This window comes from Camelimonas lactis (assembly GCF_004342915.1).
In the GTDB taxonomy this organism is placed as follows: domain Bacteria; phylum Pseudomonadota; class Alphaproteobacteria; order Rhizobiales; family Beijerinckiaceae; genus Camelimonas; species Camelimonas lactis.
In genome coordinates this window covers 97,844-116,543 of the sequence record NZ_SLWL01000009.1, presented here as the reverse complement: position 1 = coordinate 116,543, position 18,700 = coordinate 97,844, and the positions used below count along the sequence as shown (strand labels likewise).

The window sequence follows — 18,700 nt, the reverse complement described above, 5'->3', positions numbered from 1 at the left end:
TGGGCGTCTCCTGCCCTTCCATTCAGGAAAGGCAGGCTCCAGCTTTCCTGACCATGCCTCAGCGTTCCGTCAGCTTCATCTCGATGCGGCGGTTGCGGGCGCGGGCCTGGTCGCTGTCGCCCAGCTCCAGCGGCTGGTATTCGCCGAAGCCGGCGGCCAGCAGGCGCTGGGGCGGCACGCCCTTGCCGGCGAGATATTGCACCACGGCGATGGCGCGGGCGGCGGACAGGTCCCAGTTGCTCCTGAACTGCCCGGCGCCGGACAGCGGCCGGTCGTCGGTGTGGCCGTCGACGCGCAGCACCCAGGGAATGTCGGCGGGGATAGTGCGGGTCAGTTCGGTGATGGCGCTGGCGATCTTGTCGAGCTCGGCGTGGCCGCGCGGGCTGAGGGTGGCCGAGCCGGTGTCGAACAGCACCTCCGACTGGAAGACGAAGCGGTCGCCGACAATGCGGATGTCGTCGCGCTCGCCAAGAATCTGGCGCAGGCGACCAAAGAAATCCGAGCGGTAGCGCGCCAGCTCCTGGACGCGCTGGGCCAGCGCCACGTTCAGCCGGCTGCCGAGATCGGCGATGCGGGCCTGGCTTTCCCTGTCGCGCGCTTCGGAGGCGGACAGCGCCTGCTCCAGCGCCGCTAGCTGGCTGCGCAGGGCGGCCATCTGCTGGTTCAGCAATTCAACCTGCGACAGGGCTTTGGCGGAAATCTGCTTCTGGGCGTCCAGCTCGCCGGTCACCGCGCCAAGGCGGCCGGCCGCGCCGGCGGCGCCGTCAGCCAGACCCTGCAGGCGGTTTTTTTCGGCGTCCAGAGCCGCGAGCGAACTGCGCAGCCGGTCAAGCTCCAGCATCTGGTTGCGGCCACGGGACTTTTCCAGCGCCAGCAGATCGGTCAACTCTGAAATCTGCCGGTTGAGGCGGGTCAGGGCGGAATCCTTGCCGCTGATCTCCTGGCCCAGGTAATACTGGAGCACGGCGAAAATCGACAGCATGAACACCACGGCCAGCACCAGCGTCGACAGGGCGTCGACGAAGCCGGGCCAGTAGTCGAGGGAACGCCGCTCGCGGCGGCCGCGCGCCAGCTGGGGCATCAGTCATCTCCGGCGGGGCGGCGGAGCAGATGGTCGAGCGAGGCCTGGATGCGGCGCTGCTGTTCGGCCTGGGATTCCACCCAGTCGCGGATCAGTTGCTGCTCGCGGCGCATGCTCTGCACCAGGTCGGTGATGCCGTCGGCGAGGCGGCCAATGGCCGGATCGGGCTGGGGCGTGGCGGTTGGCAGCCTGGGCTCGGCGCGCGCGGCCAGCGCGTCCGCCGCCTGCCTGGCGGCTTCCTGCGCCGCCCGCCCATGGCTGGAGAGGCTGTGGGCGGCGTTGACGAGGGCGGCGCTGGCGGCGGCGATGTTCTCGTTGAGTTGCCCCAACTCGCCCAGCAGCGCTCCCGACGGCGCGCCGTTTTCATCGATCGGCGAGGCGGCGAGGCCGTGGGCCAGCCATTCCTCAAGGCCGTTGTAAAACCGGCCCTGGGCCTGGCCCAGTTGCAGGTCGAGGAAGCCCAGCACCAGCGAACCGGCCAGACCAAACAGCGAGGACGAAAACGAGATGCCCATGCCGGAGAGCGGCGCGGCGAGGCCGGCCTTCAGTTCCTCCAGCAGCACGCCGGCTTCGCCGCCGCCGCGCATGGCCTTGATGACGCCGCCAACCGAACTCACGGTTTCCAGCAGACCCCAGAAGGTGCCGAGCAGGCCGAGGAACACCAGCAGGCCAGCGAGATAGCGCAGGATGTCCCGGGCGTCATCGAGGCGAAAGGCGATGGAATCGAGGATCGCCCGCATCAGCGTCGCGTTGACCGGCGTTTTGTCATCGGCCAGCATGACGGCGACCGGCCGCACCAGCGACGGCGGATTGCGACCGGGACGCAGTTGCTCGCCAGGGCGGCGGCTGGCCCAGTGGGCGTTGATCCAGCCGGCGGCGATGAACAGCCGGACCACCTGGGCCAGCGCCAGCACGACGCCCACGGCGAGGCAGACGCCGATGAGGCCGTTCAGACCCGGATTGTTGAGGAACGCCGCGCGCACCGGCTGTTGCAGGATCCAGGTCAGGAAGCCGACAAGGATCAGGAACACCACCATGCGCACGAGGTGGATGCGCGGCGTCCGGACTATGGTCTGATCGGTCCCGTCCATTACGTTCCTGACCTCCATGGCTCCGCATGCGCCGCGCGCCGCGACGCCGGGCGATGTAACCACGCCTGGCGGTGATGCGCGACCCGTCGCGGGCGAACTCACCGGAATTTTTCGTGAGGCGCCCCCGGCTGCCGGCAGGGAGAACCCGCGACCGGCGCGGCCCACGTCGCGGTGGCCACATGATTCGTTGCTACATGATTCATGGTCGCGGACGCGTCTCCGCCATCCGGCCAGGGTTGTGGCCGGATGGGCTGGTTGACGTCTGGTAGGGCGACAAAAAAAACCCTCCGGCGTCGCCGGAGGGCTGGTCGTTCAGGCTATCGCCGGCCGAAGCCGCGCTCAGGCGCCCTTCGCCGCCGAAGCCGGATTGGCGCGGCGGAGGATCTTCAACAGCTCGCGGTGGATATATTCGTTGCCGCAGGCAACCGCCCCGGCGCCGGCCGGGTTATCGCCGCCTTCCGGGTCGGAGGCGAAGCCGCCAGCCTCGCGCAGGATGCACAGGCCAGCCATCATGTCCCAGGACTTGAGGCCCCGCTCCCAATAGGCGTCGGCGCGGCCGGCGGCGACGTAGCACAGGTCGAGCGCGGCGGAGCCCTGGCGGCGGATGCCGGCGAAGTTCACCATCATGTGCGACAGCTCGCGCAGGAAGCGCTCATGATCGCCCCGGCCAATGTGCGGGATGCCGCACAGCAGCACGGCCTGATCCAGCGACTGGCGGCCGGCGACGCGCAGGCGGCGGTTGTTCAGGAAGGCGCCCTTGCCCTTCTCGGCGATGAACCATTCATCGCTGATGGGGTTGTAGACCACGCCGGCCACCGGCTGGCCGTCACGCTCCAGCCCCACCGAAATGGCGAAGTGCGGCAGGCCGTGCAGGAAGTTGGTGGTGCCGTCGAGGGGATCAACATGCCAGCGGTGGGTGGCGTCGGAGCCTTCGATGACGCCGCCTTCCTCCAGAATGAAGCCGTAGCCGGGGCGGGCCTTCTCCAGGGCGGCGCGCAGGATGTCCTCGGCCTTGCGGTCGGCCGCCGAGACGAAATCGCCCGGCCCCTTGCGCGACACCTGCAACTGCTCGACCTCGCCGAAATCGCGCTTCAGCGATTTGGCCGCCTTGGACACGGCGTCGGTCATGACGGTCATCAGGGGGGAACGGATCATGGTGCGGGCTCGTTCAGGTCAGGCGCCGCGAATGGGAGGCGCCGCATTGTCTGGGCATTCCAGTGAAACCGGTTCACGGAACAATGCCCTATCGATGGGTTTCGCGCATCTGCCGGACGAAAGGCGGAAGCGCCTTTGCCGAAAACGCTCTGGCGCCCGGCGGGAATACAGGATGCCTCCGGGCGGCGCGGCGAAAGCCCGCCCAGAGGAATCCGGCTCGCGCCGGAATATGTTGGGGACGACAGATTGTGACCCATGTGCCCCGCGCGCGGCGGGGCGTCAAGCGCCGGAATTACCGGGTGGCGCCAACCAGCGGCTCCCGGTGTTTCGCGGCGAAGGCTTCCGCCTTGCTGCGTTCAGCCGGGGTGAGACCTTTCAGCGCTTCGTCGAGCCAGGCGTCGTCCAGCCCCTGGCCCGAGGCAAGCAGATGCCAGCCGGCGGCCTCGATCAGGTTGCGCGGCGCGCCGCGACCGACGGTGAGCAGACGGGCCATGCGATTTTGGGCCACCGCGTTGCCGTCCAGCGCCGCCTTCAGGAACAGCCGCGCCGCGCCGGCCTCATCCTTGTGCACGCCGTTACCGTTGAACAGGGCGATGGCGTACTCTACCTCCGCCGCCAGCAGCCGGTTCTCCGCCGCCTGGCGCAACAATTGCGTGGCGCGGATGTCGTCCGCCGCAATTCCACGCCCTTTCCGGTAAAGCGTCGCCAGCATGTACTGCGCTTCCGGCGTTTCGGCGTCGGCGGCGCGCTGCAGCAGCTTCACCGCCTCGCGGTCGGCATCGGGAGAGCCAACGGACAGGCGGACCAGCGCCAGATTGTAGCAGGCGGAGGGATCGCCCGCCGCCGCGGCTTTTTCCAGCAGCCGCTTGCCCTCGGCTTCGTTTTTGTCAACGCCGCGACCTTGCAGGGTCATCATGGCAAGGGAAAATGTCGCCGCAGCCGAGCCAGCCCTGTCAGCCTGCGCGTACCAGTGCGCCGCTTTGGCGAGGTCGAGCGGCGCGCCGAGGCCGCGCTCGTACAGCAGGCCGAGAAGGGTGGCCGCCGCCGCGTCCCGCGGATTTTTCTTCAGCCGCGCCTCGGCCTCTTTCATCGCTGTCGCGTAATAGCCGCGCTGATAGGCGCCGTAAGCGAGATCGGCGCCAGGGGCCGGGGGCAGCTTCGGCTGCGGCCTGGCTTTCGCGTGACCCGGCTCCGAGCGCCCTGGCTCCGCCAGACCGGCGTCAGCAAGGCCGGCGTCGATGGGGTTGGGCAGTTGCGGGCCGTTGACCAGCCGTTCGCCGGTCACCGGGGCTGGCGGCGGCGCCGGCTGGGCGAAGGCGGGGGCGCCTGGCTGGCCCGGCTGCAGCGATGGGCGCGGCAGGGTCACGCCATCAGGCGGCAGCACCGGCACCTGGGTTCCTGAAGGCGTTTCGAAAGCCCTCTGGGCGTTGGCCGGGGCGGCGACGCCCAGCGCCAGCGCCAGCGAGACGGCCGCGCTGGAAAGTTTGCGCGCTGTCATGCGGTCGCGACCTCCGTGCTTGCCAGAATCTGCAACGCCTGCCGCACGGTCGCCGCCACGTCGCCGTCAAATGCCCAGGGGCCGAGGGCGACGAATTCCGCGCCCGTGGCGGCAAGCGGCCCAACCTGATCCATGGAGCTGGCGCAGGCGACGCAGGGCGTGGCGAAAACGCCGGCCCACCACCCGGCCTGCTCCAGGGTCGCGGCGTCGTCCTGGTGTGGGCCGCCGAACATCAGGTAGTCCACGTTGGCCTCGCCGGCGACCATGGCGTCGTGGCGCAGCTCCGCGCCTGCGACGCTTACGCCGACCACGCGATCCGGCTGCAAGGTTTCAAGCGCCTGCTCCAGGGTTTCCTGGTCGGGGGCGGTGAGGTGAACGCCATCGGCGCCGCCGCGAACCGCCGCCTGCGGGGCGGCGTCAACCAGCACCGCCGCGCCGTGCTGCTGGGCGAGGGGCGCCAGTTGCTTGATGCGGTTGATCTGGGCGCGGTCATCCGCCGGCGCGAGACGCAACAGCAGGGCGGCCACTTCACCGGCGCCGCAGGCGGCTTCGAGCGCCGGCGCAAAGGTGGCGGCGTCGCTGACGACCGGGGTGACGAGATAGAGGCGGGCAGTGTCTGTCATCGATCGTGTTCCAGAAGCATTTTTCAGCGGGGCGGGCCGGGGCGGCGGCGTCTGGCCGGAAAATGCTTCATTTCAGAAGCCAGGGCAAAATTCCGGTCCGGCCGGCCTCCGCAGGCGCGGCGGACGACGGCGGTCCGCCACGCCGGGGGTGATCCGGCTCCGGCCACACCCTGATAGCATCCTTCGCCGGCCGGATGTATCCGCATGCGGGAGACTCTGGCGGACTGCCGGGTGGATGCGGCTTTGCTCCATGAACCGCAAACAAGGCGGAAATGGCGCCAACCATATCGTTGGGGCCAGCCGATCCGGAAGCTTTCCCGGGTTTGCCCCCTGCGGCCGCGCCCGGCCGGCGGGCCCTGGCGAAAGACGCTTCCCGACCCTGCGCCGCCGGCAGCCATTGTGGCGCCGGGCCCAAAGAAAAACCCGCGCCGGAGCGCGGGTTCTGATGGCAAGACGGCGCGACGGCGCGCCGCCGGATCTGGCTGTGCTGGCAATCAGCCTTCCAGGCCCTTGTTCCACTCGCCCTTCGAGGCGAGGCCGTTCATGCGGGCGCGGTGGGCGAAAGCCTGCTGGGCCGCCGCGACGTTCTCCTGCTTGCCGGCCCAGGCCTTCTGCGGAGCGGCCTGCAGGGCGCGGCCGTAGCTGAAGGTCATCTTCCAGGGGAAGCCGCCGAGCTTGTTCATGGCGTCGAGGTGCGCGGTGGCGTCGACGTCGCTCTGGCCGCCCGACAGATAGGCGATGCCAGGCACGGCGGACGGTACGGAGCGCTTCAGGACCTTGATGGTCTCCTCGGCGACCTGCGCGACCGAAGCCTGCTGCGGGCACTTCTTGCCGGAGATGATCATGTTCGGCTTCAGCACGATGCCTTCCAGCGCCACGCGGGCGTAGAACAGCTGCTGGAACACTTCCTTCAGCGTCCACTCGGTGACTTCGGCGCAACGCTCGATGGTGTGATCGCCGTCCATCAGCACTTCCGGCTCGACGATCGGCACGATCTGCGCTTCCTGGCACAGGGCGGCGTAGCGGGCCAGGGCCTGGGCGTTGGCGTTGATGCAGTTCCAGCTCGGGATGCCCGGAGCGATGTCGATCACCGCGCGCCATTTGGCGAAGCGGGCGCCGAGCTTGTAGTACTCGGCCAGGCGCTCGCGCAGGCCGTCGAGGCCTTCGGTGACGGTCTCGCCGGGGCTGAACGGCAGCGGCTTGGCGCCAGCGTCGACCTTGATGCCCGGGATCGCGCCGGCCTGCTCGATGACGCGGGCCAGCGGCGTGCCGTCTTTCGCGTTCTGGCGCAGGGTCTCGTCATAGAGGATGACGCCGGAGATGTGGTTGCTCATCGCCTCGGTGGCGCGGAACATCAGCTCGCGGTAGTCGCGGCGGTTCTCTTCGGTCGATTCCACATTGATGGCGTCGAAACGCTTCTTGATGGTGCCGGAGCTCTCGTCGGCGGCCAGGATGCCCTTGCCGGGCGCGACCATCGCTTCGGCGACCTTGTTCAGTTCAGCGAGATTCATGTGTGCCTCCGGGAGATTTGGGGGCCGCGTCGTCGCCTGCTGGCGTATCCGCGCGTCCTGTTGTGGTGCGGAAGCGCCAGATCCCTGGCGCGCCCGGTTGGTGCAGTCTTCCAGCCCCAAGCGGCCGGTGGGGCCGCGGATGGTGAGAAATCAGGCCTTGCGCAGGGCCTCGACGCCGGGCAGCTCCTTGCCTTCCAGCCATTCCAGGAAGGCGCCGCCGGCCGTGGAGACATAGCTGAAGTCGTCCGCCGCGCCGGCGTGATTGAGCGCCGCGACGGTGTCGCCGCCGCCGGCCACCGACAGCAGCTTGCCAGCCCTGGTGCGGGCGGCCGCGTGCTGGGCCGCCGCCACGGTGCCGCGATCGAACGGCGCGATCTCGAAGGCGCCGAGCGGGCCGTTCCACACCAGGGTGGCGGCGTCGTCGATCACCGCGCGCACCCGGTCGATCGACAGGGCGCCGACGTCGAGGATCATGCCGCTGGCCGGAATGGCGTCAACGCCATAGGTCTGCGAGGGCGCGCCGGCGGCGAAGGCTTCCGCCACCACGGCGTCCACCGGCAACACGATGGCGCAGTTGCTTTTCTGCGCCGCGGCGAGAATGCGCAGGGCGGTGTCGGCCAGATCCTTCTCGGCCAGCGACTTGCCGACGGACAGACCCTGGGCGAGCAGGAAGGTATTGGCCATGCCGCCGCCAATGATGAGGGCGTCGACCTTGCTGACCAGGTTTTCCAGCAGGTCGATCTTGCTCGACACCTTGGCGCCGCCAACCACGGCGACGATGGGATGAACCGGCTTTTCCAGCGCCTTTGACAGCGCCTCCAGTTCGGCCTGCATGGTGCGGCCGGCATAGGCGGGCAGCACGCGGGCCAGGCCCTCGGTGGAGGCGTGGGCGCGATGGGCGGCGGAGAAGGCGTCGTTGACATAGATGTCGCCATTGGCGGCGAGCGCCCTGACGAACTCAGGATCGTTCTTCTCTTCGCCCGCATGGAAGCGGGTGTTCTCCAGCAGCAGAACCTGGCCGTCGGCCAGCTTCGCCACGGCGTCGGCGGCGGCGGGGCCGATGCAGTCGTCAGCGAAGGCCACGTCCTGGCCGAGATGGCTGGCGAGGGCGGCGGCGATCGGCTTCAGGCTGTCCTTTTCGCTGCGCTGGCCCTTGGGACGGCCGAAATGGGCGAGCAGGATGACCTTGCCGCCGGCCTTCACGATCTCCTGGATCGTGGGCAGGATCCGCTCAATGCGGGTGGCGTCGGTGACACGGCCGTTCTCGACCGGGACGTTCAGGTCGACGCGCAGCAGAACCCGCTTGCCGGCAAGGTTCGCGTCATCGAGCGTGCGAAATGTCATGGAGCTTATCCTGTCAATCCAAAGCGCTGGACAAGGGCGATGAGCGCCGCGGCGACCACGCCGGCCAGAATGGCGGCGACGATCAGTGAAGGGAAGCCGGGCAGCAGGCGCAGGCGCGCATAAACCCGGTCGACCGATTCCTGGCTGGCCAGGACGCCAGTGACGCCGGTGTTGTGCTCGATGCGATCTTCCATGCGCAGGATCTGCGCCTCGGAGCGGGCCAGCTTCTCCTCGATGCGGGCGAGCTTGTCCTCAAGCCGGGCCAGCTGGTCGGCGGAAGGTGAAGCGGCGGCGTCGCCGGCGGCTTGCGCCGAAGCTTCCGGCTTCGATGCGGCCGCGGCCGAAACGGGGAAGGACGGAGCTTCCGGTTCGACGCGGCTGGAGGAGCTGGCGCTCATGGGGTGTCTCCTGGGTTCCTTGCGGCGGCGGATCAGACCACGCCAGCTGAGGCGTTCGCCAGCGGAGCGGATCGCCCGGCGCATGGCAACGCGTCAATTCAAAAGATAGCGCCCTCGCAGGGCGGGCCGACCGTCCAGCTGGTCCGGCCGTATCGGCCTGGCGGGCCTGGCCAGGGCGCCCGGTTGACCAGGCTGGGCTGGCTGGCTGGCTTCCTGGCGATCCCGTCGCTACCCCACGCCGGACCCTTCGCGCAGAAACCCCACGCCCCCGAAACATGTCTGGCGCGACCGGAGGGTCGCGCCAGATTGACTGCAGCGTCAGATCAGCTTCGCCATGGCGACAGCGGTGTCCGACATGCGGTTGGAGAAGCCCCACTCGTTGTCGTACCAGGACATCACGCGCACGAGGTTGCCTTCCAGCACCTTGGTCTGGTCGAGGTGGAAGATCGACGAGGCCGGATGGTGATTGAAGTCGATGGAGACGTTCGGCTCGTCGGTATAGGCCAGCACGCCCTTCAGGGCGCCGTTGGCGGCGGCCTTGATGGCCTCGTTGATCTCGGCGACCGAGGTGGCCTTCTTCGCGATGAACTTGAAGTCGACGACCGAGACGTTCGGGGTCGGCACGCGCACCGAGGTGCCGTCCAGCTTGCCGTTCAGCTCCGGCAGCACCAGGCCGACGGCCTTGGCGGCGCCGGTGGAGGTCGGGATCATCGACAGGGCCGCCGCGCGGGCGCGGTACAGGTCCTTGTGCATCTGGTCCAGCGACGGCTGGTCGTTGGTGTAGGCGTGGATCGTGGTCATGAAGCCCTTCTCGATGCCGACGAGGTCATGGAGGACCTTGGCGACAGGAGCGAGGCAGTTGGTGGTGCACGAGGCGTTCGAAACGACGATGTGGTCCTTCGTCAGCTTGTCATGGTTGACGCCGTAAACCACGGTGAGGTCGGCGCCGTCAGCCGGGGCCGAAACCAGCACGCGCTTGGCGCCAGCCTTCAGGTGCGCCGAAGCCTTGTCCTTCGAGGTGAAGATGCCGGTGCACTCGAAGGCAATGTCGACGTTGAGGGCGGCGTGCGGCAGCTCGGCCGGATCGCGCACGGCGGTGACCTTGATGGCCTTGCCGTTGATGACGATGTTGTCGCCGTCAACCTTCACGTCGGCGGGGAAGCGGCCGTGCACCGAGTCATAGCGCAGCAGGTGGGCGTTGGTCTCGACCGGGCCCAGGTCGTTGATGGCCACGACCTCAACGTCAGTGCGGCCGGACTCGACGATGGCGCGCAGCACGTTGCGGCCAATGCGTCCGAACCCGTTGATGGCAACCCGAACCGTCATCTTGAAACTCCTCGTCCTCTGGGCGCTCCGGAGCCCTGCTCCGGGCGGATCGGCGCGACACCCGGCGCAAGCCGCCGGAGCATCGCCATGTCATTATGATTTTTATACATTTCCCCGCATCGGCATGCCGGGAAATGCCCTCGCCTGCGCGGCGCCCCGGGGCGCATCACGACATATCTCGCCTGAACGGTCGCCGGCCAATGCCCCCAAAAGGCGGCGCCGGAAGCAGTACGGCCGCAAAGCGGCCGTACTGGGCAGATCAGGCGTTGCGGCGCTTCAACACGGCGTCCACGACGGCTTCAGCGGTGACGCCGAAGTTTTTGTAGACCTCCTTGTAAGGCGCGCTGGCGCCGAAGCTGGACATGCCGACGAAGCCGCCGTTCTCGCCGATGACGGCGTCCCAGCCGAAGCGCACGCCGGCCTCCACCGCCACGCGCACCGGCGCGTCGCCGATCACCGCCTTGCGCACGTCCTCGGGCTGCTCAAGGAAAACGTCGAGCGAGGGCACGGACACGACGCGGGCGGCGACGCCCTGGGCCTTGAGCTGCTCGCGGGCGGCCAGCGCCAGCTCCACTTCCGATCCGGAGGCGAAGATGGTGGCCTCGGCCTTGCCGCCGTCGGCCGGAGCCAGCTCATAGGCGCCGGCTGCGGAGAGGTTCTCCTGCACGTGGTCGTGACGCACCTGCGGCAGGTTCTGGCGCGACAGGGCCAGCAGGGTCGGGCCGCTGGTGCGGTTGATGGCGATTTGCCAGGCTTCCGCCGTTTCGACCGTATCCGCCGGGCGGAACACGGCCAGGTTCGGCATGGCGCGCAGGGAAGCCAGGTGCTCCACCGGCTGGTGGGTCGGACCGTCCTCGCCGAGGCCGATCGAGTCATGGGTCATGACGTAAATCGCCGGAATGCCGGAAAGGGCGGCGATGCGGATCGACGGACGGCAGTAGTCCGTGAAGACGAAGAAGGTGGCGCCGGCCGGGCGGAAGCCGCCGTGCAGGGCCATGCCGTTCATGGCCGCGGCCATGCCGTGCTCGCGGATGCCATAATGGATATAGCGGCCGGCGAAATCGCCGGGGCTGATTTCCTTCAGGTTCTTCGTCTTGGTGTTGTTGGACGGCGTCAGGTCGGCCGAGCCGAGGATCAGCTCGGGAACCGCGACCGTGATGGCGTCAAGCGCGATCTCGCTGGCCTTGCGGGTGGCGACGGTCTGCGGATTGGCGATGAGGTTACGCTTCAGGCCGTCGATGGCGGTGTCGAAGCCGGCCGGGACGATGTGGTTGACGCGACGCTCGAACTCGGCGCGGCGCGCCTCCGGCTGGGCGGCGAAGCGGGCGGTCCAGGCCTGGTGCACGGCGTTGTTGCGGGCGCCGGCGGCGCGCCAGGCGTTCAGGATGTCGTCCGGAACCTCGAAGGGGCCGTATTCCCAGCCGAGCTGCGCCTTGGCGGCGGCCAGCTCCGTTGCGCCCAGCGGCTCGCCGTGGGCCTTGGAGGTGCCGGCGCGGTTCGGCGAGCCAAAACCGATCACCGTGCGGCAGGCGATCAGGGTCGGGCGGTCGGACTTCTGCGCCTGGTCGATGGCGGCGGCGATCGCCTCCGGGTCATGGCCGTCGATGCGCATGGCGTTCCAGCCCGCCGCCTCGAAGCGCTTCACCTGGTCGACGGAATCGGCCAGCGACAGCGGACCATCGATGGAGATGCCGTTGTCGTCGTGGAAAACGATCAGCTTCGACAGCCTGAGGTGGCCGGCGAGGGCGATCGCCTCCTGGCTGACGCCCTCCATCAGGTCGCCGTCCGAGGCCAGCACATAGGTATGGTGGCTGACGAGGTCGTCGCCGTATTCGGCGGCCAGCATGCGCTCGGCCAGCGCCATGCCGACGGAGGTGGCGATGCCCTGACCGAGGGGGCCGGTCGTGGTCTCGACGCCGGCGGTGATGAAGTTCTCCGGGTGGCCCGGGGTCGTCGAATGCAGCTGGCGGAATTTCTTGATGTCGTCGAGCGAGACGCTGTCGTATCCGGTCAGATACAGCAGCGCGTACAGCAGCATCGAGCCATGGCCAGCGGACAGCACGAACCGGTCGCGGTCCGACCAGTTCGGGGCTTTCGGATCAAATTTCAGGTAGCGCGTGAACAGCACCGTGGCGATGTCGGCGGCGCCCATGGGCAGACCGGGGTGGCCGGAGTTCGCCTTGTCGACGGCGTCCATGGCAAGCGCGCGGATCGCGTTTGCGAGGCGGCGGTGTTCAACGGAATGGGTCATCTGGACGTCCGGTTGCGGCTGGATCTGGCTGGACGCGCCGCCTGCGGGAGACCGTACAGGACGCGCGCGGGCTAGATAGCACCTGCTGGACGCGAGTCAATGTAAGGGCTGGCCAATCACCCGCGACGCAGGCGCTCGCGCCTCATGGCGCTGGGACGCTTCATGGCGCAAAGACATGGCGAAATGCTGGCGGGGCCGCCCGCCTGGCCAAATCTTGCCTGGCCGGGAGGGTTTTGGCGCGCGGCGCGCGCATGCCTTTTGCATCCGCACCGGCTCAGGGGATATAAACGGGCGGCAGGCGAAGCAAAGCGCGGAGACCATGAATCTCAACGAGGCCCTGAAACGACTGGACGCGGCGCTGACGGCGCTGGAGGCGGCGGCGGCCCGCCGCGCCGAGGCGGACCGGCGCACCATCGACATTGAGACCGAACTGTCGCTGATGCAGGACGACAGGGCGCGGCTGGCCGTTGATCTGGACGGGGCCATGGCGCGGCTGGCCCGTCTGCAGGCCGCCGCCTCGGAGGTGGAGGAGCGGGTGGAGCGGGCGATCGGCGTGGTGACCGCGGTGCTGGCCGCCGATGAACACGGGGAGGCCTGACCATGGCGCAACTCAATGTTTCCATCGCCGGCAAGATCTATCGCATGGCCTGCGCCGACGGCGAGGAGGATCATCTCGCCGGGCTCGCCGCGGAATTCGACCGGCGCGTCAGCGACATGCAGCAGGCGTTTGGCCAGATCGGCGACCTGCGCCTGCATGTGATGGCGGCGCTGACCGTGCTTGACGAGTTGCAGGAGGTCCGCAAGCGGCTTTCCGAACATGATGCGGAAATGCGCGCCGTGCGCTCGGCGCTGGCGGGCGGCGACCAGCGGATCGCCGACGCGGAAGGCCAGGCGGCGGCGGCGCTGATCCGTGTCAGCGAGCGAATCGAAAGCCTGGCGCGGGATCTCAACCCCATGTCGGTTTCCGGCGGCGCCGTCGCCGCGACGCCGGCTTTCGCGGTGACGCCGCCTGGCGATTGAGGCCGGCGCCCCCGCCAGGCGTCCCCCCAGGCCATTGGACGCTGGGCCATGGCGTCGCAGCCGGCAGAATTGTGGGCGCCGGCGGGGCTGCGCTCTGGAAAAAACGCCGGGCGCGGCCTATTTTGCTGATGCGGGGCTGTGAGGCCCGACAGGAGCATTTCCCCGGGGCCTTAACGATCCCAAGGGAGCTGTACCTGCCCAGGTCCGTGGACCTGGGCATACGGCGCCCACCTACTTTGTAGGTTTCCCGGGATCGCACTCCATCGGCCATTGTGGCTCCGCACTTTCAATTCGCCCTTTCCGCGCAATTCGCCTTTTCCGCGCGGCCGTTCCAGCCGGCGGTGACCGCAGGCCCATGACCCAGCCGTCAGCAAATCCCGCGGCGCCCCAGGAGGCCGCCCTTACGTCGGCCACGCGCACGTCGGCCGCGAGCACGTCCGCCGACAGCACGCCCAAGGCCCTGCTGCGCGGGCGGGCGCGGGCGATCCGCGACGCCGTCGCCCCGGCTGAACGCGACGCGGCCTCGCGGGCCATCGCGGCGCGCTTCATGACCCATGTGGGTGATTTCCATATCGGCGGCGTCGTTTCCGCCTACTGGCCGATTCGCAGTGAAATCGATCCGCTGCCGCTGTTGCAGGCGCTGGCCGCCGCCGGTTTCGCCACCAGCCTGCCGGTTGTCGCCCATCCCACCCTGATTTTCCGGCTCTGGCGCCCGGGCGATCCGCTCGTTGACGCCGGCTTTGGCACGCGCGGCCCCGGCGCGGAAGCGCCGGAATGCTCGCCGTCGCTGGCGCTGGTTCCCTGCCTGGCGTTTGACCGGAGCGGCGGCCGGCTGGGCTATGGCGCCGGCCATTTCGACCGGGCGCTGGAGCGGCTGCGCGCCGCCGGTCCGGTCCAGGCGGTCGCCCTGGCCTTTGCCGCCCAGGAGGTCGCCAGCGCCTTCAGCGAGGCGCACGACCAGCCGCTGGACGCCATTGTCACCGAACGCGAGCTGATCCGGCCGTCGCGGGCCTGATCCCGCCCCGGCCGGTTCCGCCATGTGACGCGATCCACGGGGCGCCGCCGCCGCCGGCTTTCCTGAAGGGGCGCGCGTGTTATGGAATGAAGCACGGGAGCATGTTGCGCTTCCATGGTGCAGCGGTTTTGCGTCTGGCGTCGCCGCCGCGACTTCAGGCCAGACGCAACCGGATTGTGGAGGCGTCATGCGTTTGCTGTTTTTGGGCGATGTCTGCGGCCGGGCGGGCCGGCAGGTGGTGGCGGAGCGTCTGCCGGGGCTGCGCTCGCGCTGGTCGCTGGACTGCGTGGTGGTCAACGGCGAAAATTCCGCCGGCGGCTTTGGCATCACCGAGGCGATCTGTGACGGGCTGCTCGACGCGGGCGCCGACGTGGTGACCCTGGGCAACCACGCTTTCGACAACCGTGAGGCGCTGGTGTTCGCCGAGCGGCAGCCGCGCATGGTGCGCCCGGCCAATTTTCCGCCCGGAACGCCAGGGCGCGGCGCCACCATGATCGAGACCGGCTCCGGTCACCGGGTCATGGTGATGAATTTGATGGGCCGGATTTTCATGGAGGCGCTGGACGATCCGTTCGCGGCAGCGGAGCGGGAGCTGGCGTCCTGCCCGCTGGGCGAGGCCTGCGACGCCATCGTCATTGACTTCCACGCCGAGGCGACCAGCGAGAAACAGGCGTTTGGCTATTTCGTCGACGGTCGCGCCACCCTGGTGGTCGGCACCCACACCCACACGCCCACCGCCGATCATCGCATCCTGGCGGGCGGCACCGCCTATCTGTCGGACGCCGGCATGTGCGGCGACTATGACAGCGTCATCGGCATGCAGAAGGAAGAGCCTGTGCGTCGCTTCCTGCAAAAAACGCCCGGCAGCCGTTTCGAGCCGGCCGAGGGCGAGGCGACCCTGTGCGGCCTTGCCGTGGAAACCGATGACCGCACCGGCCTGGCGATCCGCGTCGCCCCGGTGCGGCTGGGACCGCATCTGGAAGAAGCAGTTCCGGCGTTCTGGGAGCGGTGACGCCAGAACAGACCGGGCCAGAAGGGCCCGGCTGGCTGGCGTATTGATTGCAGGCGAAGCGCACGTCGCTTCGCCTGAAGCTTTTCAGCGTCCGTCGCGATCGGGCGCGCGCGCCGCCTCGAACAGGAACCAGGTGCGGCGTTCGGCGGTGTCGATGAAGTTTTCCAGCAGGCTGGTGGTGGCGCAGTCGTCATGCTCGTCGGCCACCGCATGGGCCTTGCGCAGCGAGCGCGTCAGCGTCTTGTTGTCGTTGACCAGTTCGCGCAGCATGTCTTCAGGAGCGACATATTCGGCGTCGTTGTCCTTGATGGTGGACAGGCGGGCGATGTGGCCGATGGAGCGCAGGGTGGTTCCGCCGATCTTGCGGGCGCGCTCGGCCAGTTCGTCGGTGCTGGCGTAAATCTGCTCCGACTGCTCGTCGAGCATCAGGTGATAGTCGCGGAAATGCGCGCCACTCATGTGCCAGTGGAAATTCTTCGTTTTCAGGTAAAGCGCGAAAGTGTCGGCCAGCGCCACCTTCAGCGCGTCGCTGATGGCCAGCACGGCCTCCGGGGAAAAGTCCGACGGCGTATCGAGGCGGTTGGAGCCAGCGTCACGATCAGGCAGGGCGGGCTGGGCCCTGGCGGCGCCTCGGGCCGGGGCTTTGCTTCCTGCCCTGGAGCCGGACTTTGCTTCGGTGCGCGTGGTTGCGTTTCTGGCCATGACGCGTCCTTCTCCTTCTTCCTGTGATGGCGGCGCCCCGCATGTCCCGGGCGCCCACGCCGCGCGGACCGGGGGAGGCGCTTCCTCCACCAGCGCTGGCGCGATCAGGCTGACATACAAAAGAACCTGCGCCGCCAGTTGTTCCATGCTCCGGCGATCACATTCACGCGTTTCGCCTCGGCGCCTGCCGGCGCCGCAAGCGGCCGGTCGCGGCGTCGGATGCAGGATGGAGGCGGCATGACGCTTTTCATCAGGCGTCGCCTGGTCTTATAAGGGCGGCATCAGGCGCGCCGCTTCCGGCGACAGCGCCAATGCATGGTCGTGGGGTCGCCGCCGGGTTTGCGGCGACATGGCGCTCTCCAGGGGGCGGCGTCCGGTCAAGGGACCGGATTATCGCTCCACACCCTGACGTGACGCGTCATTCCTGACGCAGGCGGCGACCACGTCGCCGGAGAACGCACTGGCGTGAAAACGGCCGGACCGCCGGCCGGCGGTCCGCGCCCACGTTTGTTTTTGAGGACGTTTGGTCAGGCCTGGCGGCGCCCGCCGCGCCTGGCGATGATGCTGACAGATGGGCGCCGGCTGCGCCGGGCCCCGGAAGGGATGACGAGGTCACATGGCCGGACATTCGCAGTTCAAGAACATCATGCACCGCAAGGGCAAGGCGGATGCGGCGCGCTCCAAGCTGTTCTCCAAGCTGGCGCGTGAAATCACCGTTTCCGCCAAGCTCGGCATGCCGGATCCGGCGATGAACCCGCGCCTGCGCGCCGCGGTTCTGGCCGCCCGGGCCGAGAACATGCCCAAGGACAATATCGAGCGCGCCATCAAGAAGGCGCAGGGCGGCGATTCCGAAAACTATGAAGAGATCCGCTACGAGGGTTACGCCCCGGGCGGCGTCGCCGTCATTGTCGAGGCGCTGACCGACAACCGCAACCGCACCGCCTCCGACGTGCGCTCGATCTTCACCAAGGCTGGAGGCAGCCTGGCCGAAACCGGCGCCGTGTCGTTCATGTTCGATCGCGTTGGCGTCATCGAGTTCGACGCCAGGGTTGGCGACGCCGACGCGGTGCTCGAAGCCGCCATCGAGGCCGGCGCCGACGACGTGTCGTCCTCCGACGACGGCCACGAGATCATCACCTCGCAGGAGAGCCTGCATGAGGTGGCGAAGGCGCTGGAGGCGAGCTTCGGCGACGCCCGCAAGGCGGCGCTGACCTGGCGGCCGCAGAACACCGTCGCGGTGGACGACGAGGCCGGCGAGAAAATCCTCCGGCTCATTGACAACCTCGACGGCCATGACGACGTGCAGAACGTTTATGGCAATTTCGAACTGTCCGACGCGCTGATGGCGAAGATTTCCGGCGAGGACTGACCGGTTCGCCGGGCATCGCGGCGACATGGAAGGGCGGTCCGTTCAGGACCGCCCTTTTTTGCGGGCGTTGACTGGATGTTCATAGTTTGTTCGGTCTAAATACAGCATGACGTCCACACCGATTCGCATACTGGGCATTGACCCAGGCCTGCGCCGCACCGGCTGGGGCGTCATTGCCTCGGTCGGCACGCGGCTGAGCTTCGTCGCCTGTGGCTGCGTGCGCTCCACCGACAGCGCGGAACTGGCCCTGCGGCTGCGCGAACTGCACGATGGTCTTGCCGACGTGCTGGCGACGTGGGAGCCGGACGAGGTGGCGGTGGAGGAGACGTTCGTGAACAAGGATCCCCAGTCGACTCTCAAACTTGGCCAGGCCCGCGGCGTCGCCCTGCTGGCGCCGGCGCTGTATGGCGCGCCGGTGTCGGAATATTCGGCCAACAAGGTCAAGAAAACGGTGGTGGGCGTTGGCCACGCCGAGAAGCGGCAGGTCGAGGCCATGGTGCGGGTGCTGTTGCCGAAGGCGACGCCAGAGACCGCCGACGCCGCCGACGCGCTGGCGGTGGCGATCACCCACGCACAGCACCGGGGCGCGGCGCAGCGCGTCGCGCGCTTCGCCCTGCTGGCCGGGAGCGGGCGATGATCGGCAAGCTGAAGGGCATCGTCGACAGTTTCGGCGAGGATCACGTCATCCTCGACGTGCAGGGCGTCGGCTATGTGGCGCATTGTTCCGCCCGCACCTTGCAGACCATGCCGCGGGTCGGAGAGGCGGCGACCCTCTCCATTGAGACCCATGTGCGCGAGGACATGATCCGCCTCTATGGTTTCCGCTCCGATCAGGAGCGCGAGTGGTTCCGCCTGCTGCAGAACGTGCAGGGCGTCGGCGCCCGGGTGGCGCTCGGCGTGCTCTCGGTGCTGGAGCCGGCGGCGCTGACCACGGCGGTGGCCATGGGCGACAGGGCGGCGGTGGGTCGGGCCCCCGGCGTCGGGCCCAAGCTGGCGGCGCGCATCGTCGCGGAGCTGAAGGACAAGGCGCCGGTGTTTGGCCATGTGGACATGGGCGCGGCGCGCCTGGCGGGCAATGTGGCGGAGGGCGCCGCCCCCGGCGCGGCGGCGGACGCGGTTTCGGCGCTGGTCAATCTGGGTTATGCCCAGCCCCAGGCGGCGATCGCCGTGGCGGCGGCCATGCGCGAAGCCGGCGAGGACGCGGAGGCGCGCACGCTGATCCGCCTTGGCCTGAAGCAACTGGCGCAGGGCGCCTGACTGGCTTTATCCAGCAGGGGCGACGGGCTGTTTGACGCAACGCATTT

General features: G+C 68.6%; 18 protein-coding genes and 1 other RNA gene. 8 read left to right on the top strand and 11 right to left on the bottom strand.

The window, feature by feature from the left end:
- Positions 1-58 precede the first annotated feature (58 nt).
- The 10 genes from EV666_RS11360 to tkt form a co-directional block, all read right to left on the bottom strand.
- Positions 59-1,081 (bottom strand): peptidoglycan -binding protein, encoded by a 1,023-nt coding sequence (locus EV666_RS11360; protein ID WP_132007729.1) that lies wholly within the window; start codon positions 1,079-1,081, stop codon positions 59-61.
- A complete protein-coding gene (locus tag EV666_RS11355; protein WP_132007726.1) occupies positions 1,081-2,172 on the bottom strand; it encodes a flagellar motor protein MotA in 1,092 nt (363 codons plus the stop codon). The genes EV666_RS11360 and EV666_RS11355 overlap by 1 nt, the downstream gene beginning before the upstream one ends.
- 339 nt (positions 2,173-2,511) lie before the next feature.
- The gene (locus EV666_RS11350) at positions 2,512-3,327 is read right to left on the bottom strand and encodes an inositol monophosphatase family protein (RefSeq protein ID WP_132007723.1); all 816 of its coding nucleotides are present in this window, start codon (positions 3,325-3,327) and stop codon (positions 2,512-2,514) included.
- A gap of 292 nt (positions 3,328-3,619) precedes the next feature.
- A complete protein-coding gene (locus EV666_RS11345; RefSeq protein ID WP_132007720.1) occupies positions 3,620-4,825 on the bottom strand; it encodes a tetratricopeptide repeat protein in 1,206 nt (401 codons plus the stop codon).
- Entirely contained in the window at positions 4,822-5,448 is a 627-nt protein-coding gene (locus EV666_RS11340) for a thiamine phosphate synthase (protein ID WP_132007717.1), read from the bottom strand. The genes EV666_RS11345 and EV666_RS11340 overlap by 4 nt, the downstream gene beginning before the upstream one ends.
- 494 nt (positions 5,449-5,942) lie before the next feature.
- Positions 5,943-6,959: a class I fructose-bisphosphate aldolase gene (locus EV666_RS11335; protein WP_132007714.1), complete on the bottom strand. Its 1,017-nt coding sequence runs from the start codon at positions 6,957-6,959 to the stop codon at positions 5,943-5,945.
- Positions 6,960-7,109: 150 nt separating this feature from the next.
- Positions 7,110-8,303: a phosphoglycerate kinase gene (locus EV666_RS11330; protein WP_132007712.1), complete on the bottom strand. Its 1,194-nt coding sequence runs from the start codon at positions 8,301-8,303 to the stop codon at positions 7,110-7,112.
- A gap of 5 nt (positions 8,304-8,308) precedes the next feature.
- Entirely contained in the window at positions 8,309-8,701 is a 393-nt protein-coding gene (locus EV666_RS11325) for a hypothetical protein (protein ID WP_132007710.1), read from the bottom strand.
- Between the two features lie 318 nt (positions 8,702-9,019).
- Positions 9,020-10,027: a type I glyceraldehyde-3-phosphate dehydrogenase gene (gene gap, locus EV666_RS11320; RefSeq protein ID WP_132007707.1), complete on the bottom strand. Its 1,008-nt coding sequence runs from the start codon at positions 10,025-10,027 to the stop codon at positions 9,020-9,022.
- Positions 10,028-10,286: 259 nt separating this feature from the next.
- Positions 10,287-12,302, bottom strand: coding sequence for a transketolase (gene tkt / locus EV666_RS11315; RefSeq protein WP_280990836.1), 2,016 nt, complete (start codon positions 12,300-12,302; stop codon positions 10,287-10,289).
- Between the two features lie 295 nt (positions 12,303-12,597).
- Between tkt and EV666_RS11310 the strand changes: the two genes are divergently transcribed.
- The 5 genes from EV666_RS11310 to EV666_RS11290 all read left to right on the top strand — a co-directional run bounded on the left by EV666_RS11310 (position 12,598) and on the right by EV666_RS11290 (position 15,325).
- Positions 12,598-12,876, top strand: a complete 279-nt coding sequence (locus EV666_RS11310) for a DUF4164 family protein (RefSeq protein WP_132007701.1) — start codon at positions 12,598-12,600, stop codon at positions 12,874-12,876.
- Positions 12,877-12,878: 2 nt separating this feature from the next.
- Complete coding sequence (locus EV666_RS11305) at positions 12,879-13,298, top strand: cell division protein ZapA (protein WP_132007698.1); 420 nt, start codon at positions 12,879-12,881, stop codon at positions 13,296-13,298.
- Positions 13,299-13,428: 130 nt separating this feature from the next.
- A non-coding RNA gene (gene ssrS, locus EV666_RS11300) (6S RNA) lies at positions 13,429-13,581 on the top strand.
- Between the two features lie 72 nt (positions 13,582-13,653).
- On the top strand, positions 13,654-14,313 hold the full coding sequence (locus tag EV666_RS11295; RefSeq protein WP_132007695.1) for a 5-formyltetrahydrofolate cyclo-ligase: 660 nt from the start codon (positions 13,654-13,656) through the stop codon (positions 14,311-14,313).
- Positions 14,314-14,500: 187 nt separating this feature from the next.
- Positions 14,501-15,325, top strand: coding sequence for a TIGR00282 family metallophosphoesterase (locus tag EV666_RS11290; RefSeq protein WP_132007692.1), 825 nt, complete (start codon positions 14,501-14,503; stop codon positions 15,323-15,325).
- Between the two features lie 84 nt (positions 15,326-15,409).
- On the opposite strand, the gene EV666_RS11285 is transcribed toward EV666_RS11290, so the two are convergent.
- A complete protein-coding gene (locus EV666_RS11285; RefSeq protein WP_132007689.1) occupies positions 15,410-16,027 on the bottom strand; it encodes a Dps family protein in 618 nt (205 codons plus the stop codon).
- Positions 16,028-16,643: 616 nt separating this feature from the next.
- Here EV666_RS11285 and EV666_RS11280 point away from each other — a divergent pair.
- From EV666_RS11280 to ruvA, 3 genes are all read left to right on the top strand, one after another.
- Positions 16,644-17,396 (top strand): YebC/PmpR family DNA-binding transcriptional regulator, encoded by a 753-nt coding sequence (locus EV666_RS11280; protein WP_132007686.1) that lies wholly within the window; start codon positions 16,644-16,646, stop codon positions 17,394-17,396.
- Between the two features lie 106 nt (positions 17,397-17,502).
- Positions 17,503-18,033, top strand: coding sequence for a crossover junction endodeoxyribonuclease RuvC (ruvC, locus tag EV666_RS11275; protein WP_132007683.1), 531 nt, complete (start codon positions 17,503-17,505; stop codon positions 18,031-18,033).
- Positions 18,030-18,653, top strand: coding sequence for a Holliday junction branch migration protein RuvA (ruvA, locus tag EV666_RS11270; protein WP_132007680.1), 624 nt, complete (start codon positions 18,030-18,032; stop codon positions 18,651-18,653). The genes ruvC and ruvA overlap by 4 nt, the downstream gene beginning before the upstream one ends.
- The last annotated feature ends 47 nt before the right edge of the window (positions 18,654-18,700 follow it).

Excerpts from the sequence above, each read along its gene's own strand:
- EV666_RS11360 (WP_132007729.1), bottom strand. The coding sequence starts at position 1,081 with ATGCCCCAGCTGGCGCGCGGCCGCCGCGAGCGGCGTTCCCTCGACTAC.
- EV666_RS11355 (WP_132007726.1), bottom strand. The coding sequence starts at position 2,172 with ATGGACGGGACCGATCAGACCATAGTCCGGACGCCGCGCATCCACCTC.
- EV666_RS11350 (WP_132007723.1), bottom strand. The coding sequence starts at position 3,327 with ATGATCCGTTCCCCCCTGATGACCGTCATGACCGACGCCGTGTCCAAG.
- EV666_RS11345 (WP_132007720.1), bottom strand. The coding sequence starts at position 4,825 with ATGACAGCGCGCAAACTTTCCAGCGCGGCCGTCTCGCTGGCGCTGGCG.
- EV666_RS11340 (WP_132007717.1), bottom strand. The coding sequence starts at position 5,448 with ATGACAGACACTGCCCGCCTCTATCTCGTCACCCCGGTCGTCAGCGAC.
- EV666_RS11335 (WP_132007714.1), bottom strand. The coding sequence starts at position 6,959 with ATGAATCTCGCTGAACTGAACAAGGTCGCCGAAGCGATGGTCGCGCCC.
- EV666_RS11330 (WP_132007712.1), bottom strand. The coding sequence starts at position 8,303 with ATGACATTTCGCACGCTCGATGACGCGAACCTTGCCGGCAAGCGGGTT.
- EV666_RS11325 (WP_132007710.1), bottom strand. The coding sequence starts at position 8,701 with ATGAGCGCCAGCTCCTCCAGCCGCGTCGAACCGGAAGCTCCGTCCTTC.
- gap (WP_132007707.1), bottom strand. The coding sequence starts at position 10,027 with ATGACGGTTCGGGTTGCCATCAACGGGTTCGGACGCATTGGCCGCAAC.
- EV666_RS11310 (WP_132007701.1), top strand. The coding sequence starts at position 12,598 with ATGAATCTCAACGAGGCCCTGAAACGACTGGACGCGGCGCTGACGGCG.
- EV666_RS11305 (WP_132007698.1), top strand. The coding sequence starts at position 12,879 with ATGGCGCAACTCAATGTTTCCATCGCCGGCAAGATCTATCGCATGGCC.
- EV666_RS11295 (WP_132007695.1), top strand. The coding sequence starts at position 13,654 with ATGACCCAGCCGTCAGCAAATCCCGCGGCGCCCCAGGAGGCCGCCCTT.
- EV666_RS11290 (WP_132007692.1), top strand. The coding sequence starts at position 14,501 with ATGCGTTTGCTGTTTTTGGGCGATGTCTGCGGCCGGGCGGGCCGGCAG.
- EV666_RS11285 (WP_132007689.1), bottom strand. The coding sequence starts at position 16,027 with ATGGCCAGAAACGCAACCACGCGCACCGAAGCAAAGTCCGGCTCCAGG.
- EV666_RS11280 (WP_132007686.1), top strand. The coding sequence starts at position 16,644 with ATGGCCGGACATTCGCAGTTCAAGAACATCATGCACCGCAAGGGCAAG.
- ruvC (WP_132007683.1), top strand. The coding sequence starts at position 17,503 with ATGACGTCCACACCGATTCGCATACTGGGCATTGACCCAGGCCTGCGC.
- ruvA (WP_132007680.1), top strand. The coding sequence starts at position 18,030 with ATGATCGGCAAGCTGAAGGGCATCGTCGACAGTTTCGGCGAGGATCAC.